16 protein-coding genes, 1 tRNA gene and 1 pseudogene are annotated in these 17,647 nt (G+C 69.1%); 9 read left to right on the top strand and 9 right to left on the bottom strand.

Annotated features, from left to right (window positions below):
- Positions 1-358 precede the first annotated feature (358 nt).
- Positions 359-886, bottom strand: a complete 528-nt coding sequence (locus tag SOM35_RS02425; protein WP_320514255.1) for a hypothetical protein — start codon at positions 884-886, stop codon at positions 359-361.
- Between the two features lie 107 nt (positions 887-993).
- Here SOM35_RS02425 and SOM35_RS02420 point away from each other — a divergent pair, with 107 nt between their 5' ends.
- The 4 genes and pseudogenes from SOM35_RS02420 to SOM35_RS17370 form a co-directional block, all read left to right on the top strand.
- Positions 994-2,094, top strand: coding sequence for a hypothetical protein (locus SOM35_RS02420; RefSeq protein ID WP_320514254.1), 1,101 nt, complete (start codon positions 994-996; stop codon positions 2,092-2,094).
- A 25-nt stretch (positions 2,095-2,119) separates the two neighbouring features.
- Entirely contained in the window at positions 2,120-2,551 is a 432-nt protein-coding gene (locus tag SOM35_RS02415) for a hypothetical protein (RefSeq protein ID WP_320514253.1), read from the top strand.
- 45 nt (positions 2,552-2,596) lie between these two features.
- The gene (locus SOM35_RS17375; protein WP_414648537.1) at positions 2,597-2,881 is read left to right on the top strand and encodes a restriction endonuclease; all 285 of its coding nucleotides are present in this window, start codon (positions 2,597-2,599) and stop codon (positions 2,879-2,881) included.
- Positions 2,860-2,967 (top strand): annotated as a pseudogene (locus SOM35_RS17370) (transposase); the annotation flags it as partial. The gene SOM35_RS17375 and the pseudogene SOM35_RS17370, both read left to right, overlap by 22 nt.
- 211 nt (positions 2,968-3,178) lie before the next feature.
- Here the strand turns inward: SOM35_RS17370 and SOM35_RS02400 are convergent.
- Positions 3,179-3,748, bottom strand: a complete 570-nt coding sequence (locus SOM35_RS02400) for a helicase associated domain-containing protein (RefSeq protein ID WP_320514252.1) — start codon at positions 3,746-3,748, stop codon at positions 3,179-3,181.
- 168 nt (positions 3,749-3,916) lie between these two features.
- Between SOM35_RS02400 and SOM35_RS02395 the strand changes: the two genes are divergently transcribed.
- The 3 genes from SOM35_RS02395 to SOM35_RS02385 all read left to right on the top strand — a co-directional run bounded on the left by SOM35_RS02395 (position 3,917) and on the right by SOM35_RS02385 (position 7,922).
- Positions 3,917-4,777, top strand: coding sequence for a hypothetical protein (locus SOM35_RS02395; protein ID WP_320514251.1), 861 nt, complete (start codon positions 3,917-3,919; stop codon positions 4,775-4,777).
- 74 nt (positions 4,778-4,851) lie between these two features.
- Positions 4,852-5,841 (top strand): tyrosine-type recombinase/integrase, encoded by a 990-nt coding sequence (locus SOM35_RS02390; RefSeq protein ID WP_320514250.1) that lies wholly within the window; start codon positions 4,852-4,854, stop codon positions 5,839-5,841.
- Positions 5,838-7,922, top strand: coding sequence for a hypothetical protein (locus tag SOM35_RS02385; RefSeq protein WP_320514249.1), 2,085 nt, complete (start codon positions 5,838-5,840; stop codon positions 7,920-7,922). Before SOM35_RS02390 ends, SOM35_RS02385 begins: the two co-directional genes overlap by 4 nt.
- 101 nt (positions 7,923-8,023) lie before the next feature.
- Here the strand turns inward: SOM35_RS02385 and SOM35_RS02380 are convergent.
- The 3 genes from SOM35_RS02380 to SOM35_RS02370 all read right to left on the bottom strand — a co-directional run bounded on the left by SOM35_RS02380 (position 8,024) and on the right by SOM35_RS02370 (position 9,671).
- Positions 8,024-8,097, bottom strand: a tRNA-Pro gene (locus tag SOM35_RS02380).
- A gap of 138 nt (positions 8,098-8,235) precedes the next feature.
- On the bottom strand, positions 8,236-8,838 hold the full coding sequence (locus SOM35_RS02375) for a DUF2238 domain-containing protein (protein ID WP_320514248.1): 603 nt from the start codon (positions 8,836-8,838) through the stop codon (positions 8,236-8,238).
- The gene (locus SOM35_RS02370) at positions 8,835-9,671 is read right to left on the bottom strand and encodes an endonuclease/exonuclease/phosphatase family protein (RefSeq protein ID WP_320514247.1); all 837 of its coding nucleotides are present in this window, start codon (positions 9,669-9,671) and stop codon (positions 8,835-8,837) included. Before SOM35_RS02370 ends, SOM35_RS02375 begins: the two co-directional genes overlap by 4 nt.
- Before the next feature lie 70 nt (positions 9,672-9,741).
- Between SOM35_RS02370 and SOM35_RS02365 the strand changes: the two genes are divergently transcribed.
- A complete protein-coding gene (locus tag SOM35_RS02365) occupies positions 9,742-11,217 on the top strand; it encodes a hypothetical protein (protein WP_320514246.1) in 1,476 nt (491 codons plus the stop codon).
- 71 nt (positions 11,218-11,288) lie between these two features.
- Entirely contained in the window at positions 11,289-13,475 is a 2,187-nt protein-coding gene (locus SOM35_RS02360) for a RecQ family ATP-dependent DNA helicase (protein ID WP_320514245.1), read from the top strand.
- 80 nt (positions 13,476-13,555) lie between these two features.
- Here SOM35_RS02360 and SOM35_RS02355 read toward each other — a convergent pair whose 3' ends face one another.
- The 4 genes from SOM35_RS02355 to der form a co-directional block, all read right to left on the bottom strand.
- Positions 13,556-14,431, bottom strand: a complete 876-nt coding sequence (locus SOM35_RS02355) for an oxidoreductase (RefSeq protein ID WP_320514244.1) — start codon at positions 14,429-14,431, stop codon at positions 13,556-13,558.
- A gap of 40 nt (positions 14,432-14,471) precedes the next feature.
- Positions 14,472-14,999 carry a hypothetical protein gene (locus SOM35_RS02350; RefSeq protein ID WP_320514243.1) on the bottom strand — a complete coding sequence of 176 codons (528 nt, stop codon included), beginning with the start codon at positions 14,997-14,999 and terminating at the stop codon, positions 14,472-14,474.
- Positions 15,000-15,228: 229 nt separating this feature from the next.
- A complete protein-coding gene (locus tag SOM35_RS02345; RefSeq protein WP_320514242.1) occupies positions 15,229-16,065 on the bottom strand; it encodes a hypothetical protein in 837 nt (278 codons plus the stop codon).
- 57 nt (positions 16,066-16,122) lie between these two features.
- On the bottom strand, positions 16,123-17,643 hold the full coding sequence (der, locus tag SOM35_RS02340; protein WP_221850587.1) for a ribosome biogenesis GTPase Der: 1,521 nt from the start codon (positions 17,641-17,643) through the stop codon (positions 16,123-16,125).
- Between the last annotated feature and the right edge of the window lie 4 nt (positions 17,644-17,647).

Raw genomic sequence — 17,647 nt, 5'->3', positions numbered from 1 at the left:
GACGCGGGTGCTACGTCCCGGAGCGAAGGCGTCGACGTGAGATGCGATACGAAGCCGCGGACGCTCAGGCTTCCGCACACGTGGCGGACAGGTGTCCAAGGTGTGGGCTTTAGCGCAGTGGCTGCGTCAAACGACAGCGCTTGGCAACTGACTATTCGCTAGGACCTACGGGTACCCGGCCATGGGTCGTCCCCGAGATGCACGTGCGTATCGCGGGACGAGCGGTGCTCTAGTGGTGCTTGATCCGCTGACCCGCTGAAAGCTCACCCTCGCTGCTGCATCCCGTGGCCCTCGACGGGCGACCAGCATGGTTCCTCTCGAGACCGTTGAGCCAGGGTTCAGGGAGACCAGGGCGCCCTCACTTGTCGAGGTAGTACCCCAGATAGACGTACGAGCCTTGGTCGCAGCGTCCCCCGAGATCGATCCACTGATCTCCGTCTGACTGCGTGGTCCTGCGGAGCTCAAGCGACACCGGTCCCTTGCCTGACCAGTCGTTGCGTGAGGGCGAGAACGCCGAATCTGCGTCGACGAACCCGCTGCGTCTCGCCTCCTCGAACAAGCGCGGTGCATCGGGGACACACGCCACAGCCCACGCTTCGAATGACTTGAGCGTATGCCGGGTGCCAGAGGCGACGAGGTGGGCGCCTCGCGGGAGCACCGTGCCGGTTTTCTCCTCGACAGCCGACCGAGAGAGACGCACGCAGTCGCCGCTCACTGGCTTGCACGTGCTGCCGTCGGCGACCTGGACTGGTGCCAGCGAGCGTTGGATCGCGGTACCCACTATCACCGACACAACCGAGGCGACCCCGCCCAGCAGGAGCACCAGAGCGACGAGCGCGCCGAGCAGGCGGAGCACGCTCGGCGATTTATCAGTCCCTTCCCCCATGCCATCAAACGTAACCGAGTTGTATCTCGCGCAGCCCGGCATGCCAAAGTTCAGGTGCCAACGCGGCCCGCAAGCCCGTCTCGATAGCCGATCGGCTACCGAGACACGTGGGCATCGTCGAGGTGCTCGGCAGCATCGCCAGTCGGCGGCCGCGGGTCGTCTCAGCGAAGGACAGCACCTACGACACGTGGTCGGTGGTTCTCCGGAACCCAGCAGTCCTGCAGGCGGCGCCGTTCACCATCACCGGCGCCGACCACCTCCCTGCCGTCGTGCGATCCGCAGCCGCCCCGTGGACGCCTCGGGAACAGTCAGACGTCACGGCCGCTCCGGCCCTGCAGCCGTCGTTACCGGCGGACCTGAGGGTGAAGCGCGGCTCGGCGCGGCGTGGGCGGGTCTGGCTGCTTCGTTTGGTTGATGACCTGTGCCGCGACTGTTGTTTTGCGATTGGGGGTTATGCGACTGTGACTTTACTATGTAGAACGATGGGTCTATGTTTCGGGTACCTGGACAACGATGTGCAGGTTCCGAATCAAGGGGGATTCATGCGTAAGCATTCGTACGTTCGTGTTGCGGCTCTGGGTGGGGCGATGACGCTCGCGGCTCTTACCATTGGAGCTGCCGCGCCGGCGCAGGCAGACACGACCGCTGCCACTGGGACCCAAGTAATCGACCAGACATCAACCGCGATGCCCGTCGACCACGCAGCAATGTCGGCGCTGAAAGCACGCCTGGACGTGTCGCCGTCATCGACGAGCCCCCGCGTCGCCAGTGCCGCACCGAACAGCATCAAGTCCTCCGAAGAGGTTCCGCTCCCAGCAGGTGTCTCCCTCGAGCCGGGACAGAGCGTGCAGGTCAACTACGCGGATGGCACCGCGATCCACACGGCAATCAGCGCGGCGTGCACGAGCTCCTCCACCGCGGAGAAGCCCTACAAGGAGTCTGGGTACGCGTGGAGCTACCACTCGCACCACTTGAGTGCCGGGTGCCCCGGTTCCACCTCCGTCAACGGCCTTCTCGAGACACCAGCTCTTCTCGGATGGAAGGCTCAAGACTTCGAAACGGTGACCGTCACGCCGAACTCCACCCTGTACTGGGCAACCGACAAGAAGTGCAAGGGGACGTCGAGCACCAGGTGGCACGGACTCAACTCGATCGGGGCATCTGTGACCGCTCAATCCGCCGAAGTGAAGCTGGCCTGCAGCGTCTAAGCTGCAGCCAATCTAGGGAGGCATCATGGCAATCTCGGATCTTCATCCGCCGACCACGGAAGTGCGCCGGCCGGCACGGCACCGGATCGCGTCCGTTGCGCTCGGAGTGGTGTTCGGGCTGGTCGCTTACTACGCCATCGCGGTAGTGTCGACCGCTCCTTCGTCCGGAGGGTTCTTCATCAGCCCTCTGATGCTGGTCCTGATCGGCGTGGTCGCCGCTGTCGCGGTGCTGGTAGCTGATCAGTGGCCGACTCTTGGACTCACCGCGGGGATCGTCATTCTCGCCATCGTTGCGTACGCGGTGTTCCAGCACGTCACGTGGACGTCGAACGATGCCGGTTCCCTGAACCCAGGGGCGCTCCTCGGCGTCGGCGCGGCGACTGGATACCCGATGATGCTCGGAGCGGCGATGATCGCCGCGTCTGCACGGAAACTGGTGAAGAAGCCCCTGGACTAGCCGACGGGGTGTCGTGGGTGGTTCCGCTTCCCTCGAACTCGCCAAATGGCGATGGCCCTCGACTGCTCCGGCGGTCGGGGGCTTTCGTCATCTCCGCTGCAGATCCCACGCAGCGCCGGTGTGACGACGGTCCGACAGCTCAACGGCGTCCTACCGATTCATCGTGCGCAGCTCGGCATCGTGGTGACAACGGGGACGTTCACCCGGGGAGCGGTCACGACCGCCCGCCAGCTCGGCATCATCGACCCCACCCCGAACCGCACCGACACCGGGCAGGCCAAGCTGCTGGACATGGCGCCCGGCCGCTGCTCCCGGACGCGGTCCCGGTGATAGATCCGTTCCACGTCGTCAAGCTCGCCGGCGACGCGTTGGACCAGTACCAGCGCCGAGTGAAGCAGCACCTCCCCGGCCGCCGTCTACTGCTCGGTAGCCCGTCGCCGACCGAACTCGGCATCAAGCACTTCGTGCACTGGGAGACGCGGTACGAGAGTCGTCTCACATACCTAGTCCGCTGATCGTCGCGCTGACCGGGCGCTATCCGGACATGCGCCCCGACACAGTGTGCGGTCGTTCCTGGCTTTCGCCGGGAACGCGTTGACCTCGTCCACGCTCCCCTACGTACTCGACTCACAACACTCTGAATTGTGCTGATAGGAGGCGCGCACGCCGCTCTGCGGGCAGGGTGCCTGCTCGCTCCGATGCGCGCTGGTGTGCGACCCAGCGTGCGATGCTCGCCTCCTGAGAGTCGGGCGCTCGTCGACGAGGAGGCCGCTGCTCTCGGTTCCAGAATGCTTGATGCTGCTCGAGCCAGGCATCCCAGCGATCGTTCTGCGGCTCCCATTGAAAGCCCGGGAGGACTTCCAGGCGTGCGCGTTGGTATTCGACCATCGCCGCACGCGTGGACCGGCGGCGCTGGTACGCGAGTTGATCGACGAGTTGCTGCTCAGGCGTGCGCGGTCGAGGTCGCGCGGCGCTCGCCAGCGGTAGGCGACGATGGGATCTGATGAACTCGTCGAGCTCGTGGGCCATCGAGATCCAGCGGAGCACGTGCGGTTCGGCGCTTTCATCCCGCTCGATGTCGGCGAGGTAGAACTCCACGCTTAGCCGCTGATCTGTCGTGAGTGCGGCTGCGGATAGAGCGGCGATCGCGCCCCATCGGGCATGCAGTTGCTCGAGCACGCTGTGGTGATCCGGCACGGGGTTCCTTCCCGAGGCCGGATGTCGGCCTCGGGACGCCTATGCGCGGACGGATCGCGGTTCGTGCTGCCGCCCCACTGGACTCGGACCCGAGGCCAGAAACAGGACGACTTCCGTCGTTGCGATCACTACCGTTCCGCAGGTCGCACTACGAAAGGGCTGCATATCGTGACTTCGGACTCCTCCTCGTCCTCGACCTACACACCGTTGCTTGCGTTGCCGTGGTGGGATCGGATCGGCCCATTTCTCACCGCGCTCGTGGACGACGTCAGCACTGAGCTCAGTGTCGAGCCTCGGTCGCTGTACCCGTTCCTGACTCCGTTCGTATTGTGGTGCTGGCAGACAAAGGCGCTCGACCTAGACCGGCAGAAGATGTTCCGGCGGAGCCGTATCGAGAGCTTCGTCATCAACGGCATGCCGGGGATGAGCCGAGGCACGAAGAACACGATGCGGGGCAAGCTGCTCCGCGTCAGCGAAGCCGTCACCACTGAGATACCGACGACGCCACTACACGGCATCGGCAGGTCGACACCGACCCCTCCCTACGATGCGAAACAGCGTGCAGAGCTGTACTCCTGGGCCAGGACTCGTGGGACCGCTACTGCTCGGCGCGACGCAGGCGTTTTGCTCGCTCTTGGGTTCGGCGCTGGACTTCCGACGCGTGAGCTACTGGCGGTGCGGCACCAAGACGTCGCACTCGATGGCAGCACCGTGAGAGTCCGGGACGCCCGTCGGCGGACAGTCCCCGTCGAGGACGATTGGCAGCCGGTCCTCCGTCGAGCCATCCAGACTCTCGACGAAGACGACTGGGTCTTCCGAGCCGGACGTCACTCGGCGGCATCTGGTCAAGTCGCTGACTTCGTCCGCCGAACCGCGACCGACCTCGACATCCGGCCCGCACGGATGCGCTCGACATGGCTGTGTGGACGACTCGTCAACAACACGCCCGTCGACACGCTGCTCTTGGAGTCAGGTGTTCAGACGTACGCCTCGCTCGACCGCTACCGGCGGTTCCTCCCCCTGCACTAGCGGAAGCCGGGCCCTTCCGACGGCCCAGTTCCAAAAGTCCCAGCTGGTCCGAACCGGCCCGCATAGGGCCCCTCGTGATCAAGAACACGACCAAGTCCCAGGCTCCGCACTCGTCCCGACCGCAGCCGCCCATCAACCCGACCGACGCTGCCGTGGCGAAGAAGATCGACGACGCGATCGAGAACTACATGCCCAAGATCAACCGCGCCGCCTACGCAACCACAGGGCCGTTCGTCCGCGAGGTGCTCCGCGCAGTGGCACCGACCACGTACTCAAACACACGTCGGCTGCTGTCCATGGTGGCGGGGCTGGTGTCGTGGCGTTGGCTGCACACCGGCTGCGACCTCACCCCCGAGCGCGTCTTCCGCGACTCCACCATCTCGCTCTACGTCAACACGGTCCTCAAGAGCCACTCCGCCGTGTACCGCTTCGACACCACTCGACACCTCGGCGCGGTCACAACCCTGCTCACCGGAGAACGCACCAGCCGCCTCGCACCGCCCGCATCGCGACGCTTGGCGCCCTACACGAGTGCGGAGATGGCCCAGCTGCACTCGTGGCAGATCGCGCTTTCCACTGCGCAGGCCCGACGCAACGGCGCAACCCTCCTCGCGCTCGGTGCCGGCGCCGGCCTGACCCCGGCCGAGATCATCACCGTCCGCACCAGCGACATCGTCGTCGACGGCGACCGCCGATGGGTGACCGTGCGCGGCGCCTCCGAGCGCAACGTCCCAGTGAGCGCGAACTGGATTCGCACACTTGACCAGGCGCTCAGCACCGACGAGGACCTCCTCTTCCACGGCTACAACTTCGAGGAATACGCACCGCGCCCGATTCAGTCGTTCATTAGCGCGCACCCGGGACCAGTTCGACTGACCCCGGCTCGTCTCCGCTCCGGCTGGATCGTCGGCCTCCTCAATGCGAACGTTCCGCTCGACGTCATCGCAGAAGTCGCCGGCTTCAGCTCACTCGCCTCGATCGCCGACTACTACGCCCACGCCTCCTCGACGAACATCAGCGACCACCTCGACGCCATCACGGGCATCTCGGGAGCTTCCCGATGAGCGACTACGGCATCAGCAACGGTGAGGCGATGCGGTTCTTCGAGACAGACGGCCGCAAGAACCCGTCGGTGCAGGAAAGCGCGGTCTACGACATCGCGAAGGAGAAGACCTTCTCGAAGATCCGCCTCCGCGACAACGAAATCGCGGACACCCGCTCTGGCTTCTCCGTCTTCAACCGGAAAACCGTGAAGCTCGCCAAGGCCCGACTCGAGGCCACCGGCGTCATGGACGCCTACGCGATCTGGCGCCACGAGGACGGCTTCCGGCAGTCGAACGGCGGCGCACCCGCGCTGATCTCCGTCGAGAACTTGCTCATCGGGTGGATGCTCGTGACCACTGCGGGACAGCCGCAACTGATCCTCCAGATCGGTTCCGTCTTCTACGGCATGCTCACCAACGGAGCACGTGAAGAACTCGGCCTCCCCAAGCCGAACAGTAAGAAGTCCCTCATGAAGGTCGAGAACTGGCAGCAGAACGTGGGCAACGCACACCGACGCTTCATCGCCATCGTCGACCCCCACCTTGGAGAAGACCGCTACACAGCGAAGACCGTCGAGCAGAACGCCGCAACCATGGAGAACCTCGACAAGGAGCGGGAAGCCATCGGCATGGCGCGCCTTGCCGAGTTCATGACTCGATTCCTCACCATGTCGTTCTACCTCCAGCCGCGCGCCATCCGCAACGCGCCTGACCGCAAGGAGGTCGACGTCAGCTTCGACGGCACGCACATGAGTGCTCCCTTGACCACGGGCATGTCGCACAACAAGGACAAGATCGCCAAGCGCATCGAGAAGGACCGTGTACTGGCAGCCGCCGGTAAGCCACGCTCGGGCCCGGTGTCCCCCTTCGCGGCATGGAAGGTCACCGAGACGTCGAAGCGCATCGACGCTCCCCCGGGTCAGATGGCGCAGTACGAGACTGAGGAGGACTACCTCTGGGGGTGGAACGCCACGATCGCACGCCGCGTGTTGCTCAAGACGGACGACCGATGCAAGGCTCCACAGCTCATCCTCGGCGCTACCTTGAGCATCCCGGGCAGCGGCAACGTCGAAGCCGCCGCGTTCGTCCTCGAGCAGATCGTCCGCGCCGGACACCTGCCTGGCATCGCGGACGCCGACATGGAGTACTTCGCCAATGCAAAGCCAGAGCGGCTTTACGACCCGGTCCGGAAGCTCGGCTGGGAGGCCAGCACCGAATGGCGTGACGACCGCCTCGGTCCCCGAGGCGGGTATGCCGGAGCGATCTTCATCGAAAGCGCTGCCTACTGCCCAGCGATGCTCATGTCGCTCCAGATGGCCAGTAAGCACGTCAAGGACGGCGAGATCGATGAAGTCACCTACCGTGCGCGCGTCGACGAGCGGGAAAAGTGGGAGGTGCGACCGAAGTCACGTCCCAACGCCGACGGCAGCATCACCATGATGTGCCCCGCATCCGGCGACAGCCCTCGTATCAAGTGCCCGCTCAAGAAGACTCGAGCACGGGTATCCGAAGCAAAGCTGCTGACGATGGACGAGGTGGACCCAAGCGAACCCGGTTACCCGGTCGGCGACGACCTTCCCCTCATCTGCTGTCAGGACTCCGTCAAGTTCCCGAAGGAGCACCTGCCACCGCTCACCCAAGCCCTGCGGTACAAGTCCCGCGAGTGGACCGACTTCCACGGCTACGCGCGCAACCTCATCGAGAACGGAAATTCGATGCTCAAGGCTCCGAAGTACGGGTCTCTCCACGACCACCTGAACAGACAGTCTCGCGGCTTCGCATCCGGCTACGTCTTCCTGACGTTCCTGCTCGTCGCGCTCAACATCAAGCAGATCTGCGACTTCCTGAAGGCGAAGGAGATCGAAGACCGCCGAGCAGCCGAGAACCGTCCCCCTCGCAAACCGCCGATCCAGCGGCGCAGAGACCGTGAGTTCTTCAACGAGTACACAGGCACTCTTCCGGGTGGAGTTCCGGACCTCGAGGTCCGCCAGGCGCGCGCCAAGGCTCGACGGGAGAAGGCGGCGAAGGTCGCCGCCGAGAGAGCAGCCGCCACGAAGACCAGTCGGTCGAAGCGAGCGAAGGCGGCAACCAGGCCCGCCTGAGCCCGGAGACCCCCAACAACGAAGAGAGGCCCGCAGCCTTATGGCTGCGGGCCTCTCTTCGTTGTTGGGTTCTTAAGACGGTTCTTAAGACACCCCTTCGGTCGGGCTGACAGGATTTGAACCTGCGACCCCTTGACCCCCAGTCAAGTGCGCTACCAAGCTGCGCTACAGCCCGCGAGCCCCGGAGGACCCAGACCCCGTCTCCACCAGGGAGACCGCGAGCCCTGCTCCACACCCGACCGAGCGTGGAGCAGCCCGTCAAGCATAGCGGAAGCGCGAGCCCCACCGCGCCACGGGACCGGACTCGGGCGCGTCACCCCCGCAGGTGCATCGGCTGGACGACCCGCCGCTCCCGCGACAGCCACGGCAGAGCGAACCCGGCGAGCAGCGCCCCGAGCCCGTCCGCCGCCAGGTCACCGATCGTGTCGTCGTAGCCGACGACGATCGTGTCGTCGACGAAGTTGTGACCGAGCCACTCGCCGATCTCCCACACCGACCCGACCGCCATCCCCGCAGCGAGCGCGACGAGGGCGGAGAGCAGCACGCCGGCACGTGGGGCCGACGCGACGACGCCGAGGTCCGAGGCGATCACGACGAACAGCGCCGCGAGCAGCCCGACCAGGATGACGTGCACGACCTTGTCCCAGAGGAACACGGTCGTGTACCAGTCGAGCGCGCTGCTCCACGCGGCGACCAGGCTGAGCAGCACGACGGCCGTGTCGAACGTCGGTCGCAGCCCGAGCATGCGCGGGACGACGGCGCCGAGCAGCGCGAGCGACATCACGGCGAACGCCACCCCGCCCCACACGGCCGTGGCGACGGGCACGCTGACGAGCGTCAGGACCCGCAGCACGTCGGCAGCCCAGACGGCACCGTGCGGCCGACGCAGGAACGTCGTCCCCAGGGTCGCGATCACGCGGTGGTCCCGAAGGACAGCACGGCGTGCACGGCGAGGTGGTCGGACGGCCACACTCCCCCGGGTCGCCGGGTGGAGACGGCGACGCGGGACACGACGGCGTCCTCGGTGGCGAGCACACCGTCGATGCGCGGCTTGTCGGCACGCGGCTCCCGGTAGGCGGCGTACGTCCCGAGTTCCGCCGTCTCCTGCCGGGAGGCCCGCCCCCAGGTGTCGGGGACGCCCGCCTCCGCCAGTGCGCGCCAGGGCACCGACCCGGCGGGCGCGTTCCAGTCCGCCATCACGACGGCGGGGAGGCCGGACTGGGCGACGATCCGGCCGAGCAGCTGCGCCGAGCGGAGGCGTGCCCAGGGCGATGCGACGTCGAGGTGCGTGGCGAGCGCGAGGAAGCGACGACCGGTGGCGTGGTCGTCGAGGACCGCCCCGACGGCGTGCCGGGGGAAGGCGGTCGCCCACGAGCGGGAGCCGGGGCGGAGCGGCGTGCGGGACATCGCCCAGGACCGGCGCTCGACGACGGAGCAGCGCTCCGTGTCGACCAGGAGCCCGACGGCCTCGCCGTCGCCGTACCGATCGCGTCCGAGCAGCAGGGCTTCCCAGCGCGACCCGATGCCGGTGGCGAGGTCGACCGCCTGGGGGCGGAGGGCCTCCTGGACGGCGAGGACGGTGGGCGTTTCGGAGGCGACGAGCGCGACCACGGCGTCGCGGCGGTGTTCCCAAGAGTCCGGGTGTCCCGCTGGTCGGTGCACGCTCCGGCGCAGGTTGAGGGTCATGCAGTGCAGGTCGGGAGCCGCCACCGGCCCGATGATCGGTCGGTCGTCGGCCTGTCGGTGCATGCTCCCGTTCTACGAGCCGGCACGGATGCGGTTCTCAGGGTGACGACCGCTCGGCTCCTAGGGTGGGCCGATGCGTTCTCGTCCTGCCCGTTCCCTGCTCGCACTCGCTGTGGCCGGTCTCGTGCTCGGGGTGGCCGCCTGTTCGGGTGCCACGCCGGCCCCGCGCCCGACGCTGACCCGCGCTGCGTCGGACGCCGTGACGGTGGTGGCACAGGAGTCGGCCGCAGAGCGGTCGGTCCGGGTGAGTAGTGCCCTGTTCCGGTCTGCTCCCGGGGCCGTCGTCGCGCCGGCCCGTGACGCCGACGCCGTCCGGAAGGCAGCGAGTGCCGCGGTCCGCGCGCACGTGCCGGCCCTCCTCGTCGACTCCGGCACGACGGCGTCGAAGAAGGCCGTGACCGACGAGCTCGAGCGGCTCGGCGCGTCCTGGTACCAGTCGGTCGGGAGCGTGACCCTCGACACGAAGGTGCCGGAGCGCGACGCACCGGAGGCGGGCCAGCGGGCGGAGGCGGGGCGGGCCTCCCGGCAGACGGTGCTCGTCGCGGACCGGTCGTCCGACGCTGCCGCGGTGGCGACCGCCCGGGCTGCCGGCGCTCAGCTGGTGGAGATGCCCTCGGGCGTGTCGGACCCGGCTGCGTCGGGGTCGGTCGTCCGGGCGATGCACCGGGCGGCGGGGCATCCGACGCTGCTGCTCGGGGCGTCCTTCGCCGGTCTCGGGGACCCGGAGTGGGTGGTCCGGGCGGCACAGACGGGGTACCGGATCGGCTCGGGCGGGCAGCGGCCGTTCGACGGACACCGGTACACGGCCCTGTACGGCGCGCCCGGGGCTCCGGTGCTCGGCGTCCTCGGCGAGCAGGACGCGGCCGCGAGTGTCGAACGGGCGCGGAAGCTCGCTGCGGAGTACCGCGGGCTGTCGGACGTGCCGGTGACGCCCGCGTTCGAGGTGATCGCGACGGTGGCGGCGGGCGAGGCCGGGGACGACGGCGACTACTCGCGCGAGCTCCCGGTGTCGACCCTCGAGCCGTACGTCGATGCCGCGCACCGGGCCGGCATGCCGACGATCATCGACCTGCAGCCCGGACGCAGCGACTTCCTGTCGCAGGCGAAGCGGTACGAGTCGCTGCTGCAGCGTCCGGACGTGTGGCTGGCGCTCGACCCGGAGTGGCGGCTCGGCCCGGACCAGGTGCCGCTCAAGCAGATCGGCACGGTCAGCGCCGCAGAGGTGAACGGCGTGTCGGAGTGGCTCGCCGGGCTCGTCCGACGCGAGGGGCTGCCGCCGAAGGCACTCGTCCTGCACCAGTTCCGGTCCTCGATGGTGTCCGACCGTGGCGCGCTGGCGTCCCACCCTGAGCTCGACCTGCTCGTGCACGTCGACGGGCAGGGGTCGCAGCCGGACAAGCAGGCGACGTGGAAGGCGCTGCACGCCGGCGGGCCGGACGGACTGCACTGGGGCTGGAAGAACTTCTACGACGAGGACAAGCCGATGCTCACGCCGGAACAGACCATGTCCGAGGTGCAGCCGACGCCGTCGCTGGTCACCTACCAGTGAGCGGGCGCGGGTTCTCCACAGCCGGAAGGCCCGTGGCCGGGTTCGTCGGTCGGTCCTGACAGCATGGGGGCATGAGTTCACCTGCTGCCTCCCCCGTCCCGCCGGCTGCGACCGTGCCTGCGGCCGCGGTGCCGTCGACCACGGCACCGTCCGCTGCCGTCGCGGCCGAGGCGCAGGAGGCCCTGCAGGCCCTGACGGGTCGGGTCGACGCGGTCTTCCACCCCGGGCAGCTCGAAGCCATCTCCGCACTGGTCGAGCACCGGCAGCGGGCGCTCGTCGTGCAGCGCACCGGGTGGGGCAAGTCCGCCGTGTACTTCCTCGCCACCCTGCTGCTCCGTCGTCGGGGCGGCGGGCCGACCGTCCTGGTGTCGCCGCTGCTCGCCCTGATGCGCGACCAGGTCGCCGCCGCGGCCCGTGCCGGGGTCCGAGCGGTGTCGATCAACTCCGCGAACGCCCACGAGTGGACCGAGACCCAGGCCGCCCTCGCCCGTGACGAGGTCGACGTGCTGCTGGTCTCCCCCGAACGGTTGAACAACCCGAAGTTCCGCGACGAACAGCTGCCGGCGCTGATCGGCCGGATGGGCATGCTCGTCGTCGACGAAGCGCACTGCATCTCCGACTGGGGCCACGACTTCCGGCCGGACTACCGACGCCTCGCCGAGCTCATCCGGTCCCTGCCGCACGGCGTCCCCGTCCTCGCGACGACGGCGACCGCGAACGAGCGCGTGGTCGAGGACGTGGCCGAACAGCTGACCGCCGGCCCCGAGGACCCGGTGTTCACCATCCGCGGCTCGCTCGCCCGCGCCTCGCTGCGGCTCGGGGTGCTGACGCTGCCCGACGCCCGCGCCCGTCTCGGCTGGCTGCTCGCCCACCTCGGCGACCTGCCCGGTAGCGGCATCATCTACACGCTCACCGTCTCGGCGGCCGAGGACATCGCCCGGCTCCTCCGCGAATCCGGGTACGCCGTCCGCGCCTACACCGGCCGGACCGACAACGACGAACGCGAGCAGCTCGAAGGGCAGCTGAAGAACAACGAGCTGAAGGCGCTCGTGGCGACCAGCGCGCTCGGCATGGGGTTCGACAAGCCCGACCTGGGCTTCGTCGTCCACATCGGCGCACCGTCCTCCCCGGTCGCGTACTACCAGCAGATCGGTCGCGCCGGGCGTGCCACCGACAACGCCGACGTGCTGCTGCTGCCGGGGCGTGAGGACCAGGAGATCTGGCAGTACTTCGCCAGTGCGTCGATGCCGACCGAGTCCCGCGCCTCCGCCGTGCTCGGAGCGCTCTCCACCGACAGCGCCATGTCGACCGTCGCGCTGGAAGGGCTCGTCGACATCAAGCGGTCGACGCTGGAACTGCTCCTCAAGGTGCTCGACGTCGACGGCGCCGTGCGTCGGGTCGGTGGCGGCTGGGTCGCGACCGGTCGACCGTGGGAGTACGACGCCGCACGCTACGAGCGGGTCGCCGCTGCCCGCGCTGCCGAGGCCGCGTCGATGCTCACCTACGAGTCGACCAGCGCGTGCCGGATGCAGTTGCTCCAGCAGGACCTCGACGACCCCACCGCCGAACCCTGCGGGCGGTGTGACAACTGCGCCGGTACCTGGTACCCGACCGACGTCTCGGACGCCGACCGCACGGGGGCCGCGAACGCCCTCGACCAGGTCGGTGTCGAGATCGCCCCGCGTGCGCAGTGGCCCTCGGGCATGGCGTCGCTCGGCGTCGCGGTGAAGGGCAAGATCCCGGCCGGTGAACTCGTCGCCCCGGGTCGCGCGGTAGCCCGCCTGACCGACCTCGGGTGGGGTGGGCCGCTCCGCGCTCTGTTCGCGAACGCCACCCCGGACGCACCGGTGTCCCGCGAACTCGTCGACGGCTGCGTCCGCGCGCTCAAGGACTGGCCGTGGGAGACCCGGCCGACCGGGGTCGTCGTGATGTCCTCGCGCTCCCGGCCGCAGCTCGTCGCGTCGCTCGCCCAGGCGCTGTCCTCGATCGGGCGGCTGCAGCACCTCGGCACCCTCGACCGCGACGGTGGGACACCGCGGGGCGACGGTGCGACGAACAGCGCCTACCGGCTGTCGGGCGTCTGGGACACCTTCGTGGTCGGCCCGGAACTCGCGGCCGCTCTGCAGGCGCACCAGGGGCCGGTCCTGCTCGTCGACGACCTGGTCGACAGCCGGTGGACGATGACGGTGGCGGGGCGGGAACTCCGACGGGCCGGAGCCTCGGCCGTGTTGCCGTTCGCCCTCGCCACCGTCGCCTGACGGCCGGCGGCCAGCGGCCGGCGGCCGGCGGCCAGCGGCCAGCGGCCAGCGGCCGGCGGCCGGCGGCCGGCGTCTGAGCCTTACGCGGCGGACCCGATCGCGTCGAGCTCGGCGACGGCGTCGTCCGGCAGTACGAACCCGGCCGACGCCACGTTGTCCCGCAGGTGGTCCACCGAGGACGTCCCCGGGATCAGCAGCATGTTCGGGGACCGCTGGAGCAGCCAGGACAGCGCCACCGTCAGGCGCGACACCTCCAGGCGTTCCGCGACCCGGTCGAGCGCGCCGGACTGGATCGGCGAGAACCCACCGAGCGGGAAGTACGGCACGTACGCGATCCCCTGCGACGCGGTGAGGTCGACGAGGGCGTCGTCCTCACGACGGGCCACGTTGTACATGTTCTGCACGCAGACGATCGGCACGTAGCTCTGCGCCTCGGCGAGCTGCTCGGCGCTGACGGTCGACAGTCCGATGTGGCGGACGAGCCCCTCCTCCTGCAGTCGGGCGAGCGCCTCCACCTGCGGGGCGATCGAGCCGGACTCCGGGGCGTCGAACCCGCCCATCCGGATGTTCACGACCTCGAGCTGCTCGAGCCCGAGCGTGCGGAGGTTCTCGTGCACCTGCGCCACCAGGTCGTCGGGCTGTCGGGTCGGCACCCAGTTGCCCTTGCCGTCCCGCACGGAGCCGACCTTCGTGACGAGGTGCACGTCGTCCCCGTAGGGCGCGAGCGCTTCGCGGATGAGCTCGTTCGTGACGTGGGGGCCGTAGAACTCGGCGGTGTCGATGTGGGTGATGCCGAGCTCGACGACGGTCCGGAGCACCCGGAGCGCCTCGTCGCGGTCGGCGGGCGGACCGAACACGTTGGGTCCGGCGAGCTGCATGGCGCCGTACCCGACGCGGGTGAGTTCGAGGTCGTCGGCGAGGCGGAACGTGCCGCCGGGGAGCGATGTCGTGGTCATGGACCCCACGATGCTCCTCGGTGCTGCATCTGCCCGGGGCCTACGGTTGCCGGCGCACCGGCTTCGGGAAGGTCAGTCGCATGTGGTCGCTGGTCAGCACGTCGCCGATCCCGACCATCAGCACCGAGAACACGATCTGCTCGATGACCATCCAGAACGGGTAGAGGCCCGGGATCGCCGCGATCACCAGCGTCACGATCGGGAAGATCCGGCTGAACAGGCGCAGCCGCTGGTACGCCCAGTAGTAGCCGAGCTGCGCCCGCCACGCGAACACGTAGAGCGTCAGGGTGATGAGCAACACGACCGTCGCTCGGAACCAGACCGCCCACGGCACCGTCTCTCCGGCGCGGGTCAGCAGCACGGCGACGACGATCGCGGTCAGGCCGACGATGGTCTCGGCGACGAGGAGCCACCGGATCCACCGGAACGAGCGGACCGTGTCGGGGTGGGCGAGCATGTCCTCGCGGATGACGTAGCCGCCCTGCCGGCCGCCGGCCAGGCGGTCCAGGCGGAGCCGGTTCCACGCCCGGTCAGCGGTCGCTGCCAGGCCGGAGGGTCGCTGCGTCACCGTCCCATGGTGCCGTATCCGGCGGCGCGGCGCTGCCACGGGCCTCCCGGACGGCTGAGAGTCCCGCCGGTTCACCGGCCCGACACCGGTCCGGCACGACACCGGTCCGGCACGACACCGGTCCGGCACGACGCCGGTCCGAGCCGCCGACCGACGTCGGCCCGCCTCGCCGGTCCGACTCCGGTCCGGTCGGCCTGGAGGCACGCCCTCCCCCGCCACACGTCCTCGGTCAGAAGACGGGCAGGAGCTCGGCGCCGCCGAGCAGGTCTCCGGTGTCGGCGTCGACGAGGAGCACGGAGTGCACCACGGGTGGCAGGTCCTGTGGGTCGACGATGACCAGCACGGGGTGTTCGCCGTCCGGAGTGAAGGAGCCGAAGTCGGCGGGGACGTCGGCGCCGGTCCACTGCGCCCGTTCGGTGCCGATCACGTCACCCGAGGACAGCTCGACGCGCACCGCGCCGATGTGCGAGCGGGTCGAGGCAGCCGACCCGGTCGTGGTTGACCCGGTCGTGGTTGACCCGGTCTTCGTCGACCCGGTCGGGTCGGGGCTCGCCGTCACCTGCACGCCGGTGAGGACGACCTGGACGACCTGCTCCCCGACGACCTCGAGCCGGACGTTCCCGCGGACCTCGCCGCGGATCGGGACGAGATCCCCCGCGATCGGCAGGGCGCGTCGCCACCAGGGACCGACGGCCTGTGCCGCGTCGACCGGGAGCCCGTTCGCAGCGTCCACCACGCTCGTGGTGCCGGTCGGGTCGCTGCTCGGGCTGCCCGCGCCGTCGTTGTCGACACCGGTCGCCGGGGCGACGTCGCTCGACCGGCCGTCGTCGAGTGTTGTGCCGCCGTCGACCGCCGAGCGGCCCCGGGCCGACCTGTCAGTGGCGGGTGTCGTCGGCTCGTCGGGGATGAACCCGTGGCCGATCGACATCCCGGCGTCGTCCGCAATCCCCGTGTCGTCCGCATCCGAGGACGGGTCAGGAGCCGACGCCGACGTCCCGCCGTCCGGGGCGGACCACTGCGCGACCGCTCCGGCCGCGACCACGACGAGCAGCACGAGCCCGGCCACGAGGGGCCATCGACGTCGTGACGTCGATCGCTCCCCTCGTGGCGCGGACATGGCCGATCAGCGCTTCCGGCGCTCGCGCACTCGCATGTTGACCACGATCGGCGTGCCGTCGAAGCCCCAGACCTCGCGGAGACGCCGGGTGATGAACCGGCGGTACTGCGGGTCGAGGAACGCCGAGGTGAAGAGCACGAACGTCGGCGGCTGGCTCGACGCCTGCGTGGCGAACAGGATGCGGGGCTGCTTGCCACCGCGGACCGGGTGCGGGTGCTCCTGGACCAGTTCGGCGACGAAGGCGTTGACCTTGCCGGTCGGGATGCGGGTGTCCCACGACTCGAGGGCGGTCTCGAGGGCGGGCACGAGCTTCTCGAGGTGACGGCCGGTGCGGGCGGAGATGTTCACGCGCGGGGCCCAGGCGACGTGCGCCAGGTCCTGCTCGATCTCGCGCTCGAGGTAGCGGCGGCGCTCGTCGTCCAACAGGTCCCACTTGTTGTAGGCCAGCACCAGCGCACGACCGGACTCGAGGACCAGGTCGATGATGCGGAGGTCCTGCACGGACACCGGCTCGGTGACGTCGAGGACGACGACCGCGACCTCGGCCTTCTCGAGTGCGGCGGTGGTGCGGAGCGAGGCGTAGAAGTCGGCACCCTGCTGCAGGTGCACGCGCTTCCGGATGCCGGCGGTGTCGACGAAGCGCCAGGTCTTGCCGCCGAGTTCGATCTGCTCGTCCACCGGGTCACGGGTCGTGCCCGCGAGCTCGTTGACCACGACGCGCTCTTCACCGGCGGCCTTGTTGAGCAGCGAGCTCTTGCCGACGTTCGGTCGGCCGAGGATGGCGACGCGACGGGGGCCGCCGATCTCCTGCTTGGCGACCGCGGACACGTCCGGCAGCGTCGAGATGATGAGGTCGAGGAGGTCCGCGACGCCACGGCCGTGCAGGGCCGAGACGGGGTGCGGCTCGCCGAGACCGAGGTTCCAGAGCGAGTACGCCTCGAGGTCGCGGCGCTCGTCGTCGGACTTGTTCGCCGCGACGATGACCGGACGGTCGGTGCCGCGGAGCATCTTGACGACGTGCTCGTCGGTGGCGGTGATGCCGACCGTGACGTCGACGACGAACAGCACCGCGTCGGCGAGGTCGATCGCGACCTCGGCCTGGGCGGCGACCGAGGCGTTGATGCCCTTGGCGTCGGGCTCCCACCCACCGGTGTCGACGATGGTGAAGCGCTTGTCGTTCCACTCGGCCTTGTAGCTGACGCGGTCGCGGGTGACACCGGGGGTGTCCTGCACGACGGCTTCACGGCGGCCGAGGATGCGGTTCACGAGCTGCGACTTGCCGACGTTCGGGCGGCCGACGATCGCGAGCACCGGCAGTGCCGGCAGGTACGCGACCCCGTCGACACCGAGCTTGCCGGCTTCGAGGAGCGCGAGGTCCTCGTCGTCCAGGTCGTACTCGTCGAGACCGACGCGGAGCGCGCTTGCACGCTGGTCCGCTTCGGCGTCGTCGATGCCGGCGAGCCGCTCTCCGAGCGAGTCGTCGTACTCGGGGAAGTCGTCGTCGCTTCGGTCGTCCAGCTGCGCCATGGTG

Source organism: Curtobacterium sp. CFBP9011 (assembly GCF_034045095.1).
Taxonomy (GTDB): Bacteria; Actinomycetota; Actinomycetes; order Actinomycetales; family Microbacteriaceae; genus Curtobacterium.
The sequence above is the reverse complement of the archived record's forward strand: the minus strand, read 5'-3'. Positions and strand labels throughout refer to the sequence as shown.

Coding starts and splice junctions, on each gene's coding strand:
- SOM35_RS02425 (WP_320514255.1), bottom strand. CDS start 886: ATGGGGGAAGGGACTGATAAATCGCCGAGCGTGCTCCGCCTGCTCGGC.
- SOM35_RS02415 (WP_320514253.1), top strand. CDS start 2,120: ATGGCAATCTCGGATCTTCATCCGCCGACCACGGAAGTGCGCCGGCCG.
- SOM35_RS17375 (WP_414648537.1), top strand. CDS start 2,597: ATGGCGATGGCCCTCGACTGCTCCGGCGGTCGGGGGCTTTCGTCATCT.
- SOM35_RS02385 (WP_320514249.1), top strand. CDS start 5,838: ATGAGCGACTACGGCATCAGCAACGGTGAGGCGATGCGGTTCTTCGAG.
- SOM35_RS02370 (WP_320514247.1), bottom strand. CDS start 9,671: ATGCACCGACAGGCCGACGACCGACCGATCATCGGGCCGGTGGCGGCT.
- SOM35_RS02365 (WP_320514246.1), top strand. CDS start 9,742: ATGCGTTCTCGTCCTGCCCGTTCCCTGCTCGCACTCGCTGTGGCCGGT.
- SOM35_RS02360 (WP_320514245.1), top strand. CDS start 11,289: ATGAGTTCACCTGCTGCCTCCCCCGTCCCGCCGGCTGCGACCGTGCCT.
- SOM35_RS02355 (WP_320514244.1), bottom strand. CDS start 14,431: ATGACCACGACATCGCTCCCCGGCGGCACGTTCCGCCTCGCCGACGAC.
- der (WP_221850587.1), bottom strand. CDS start 17,643: ATGGCGCAGCTGGACGACCGAAGCGACGACGACTTCCCCGAGTACGAC.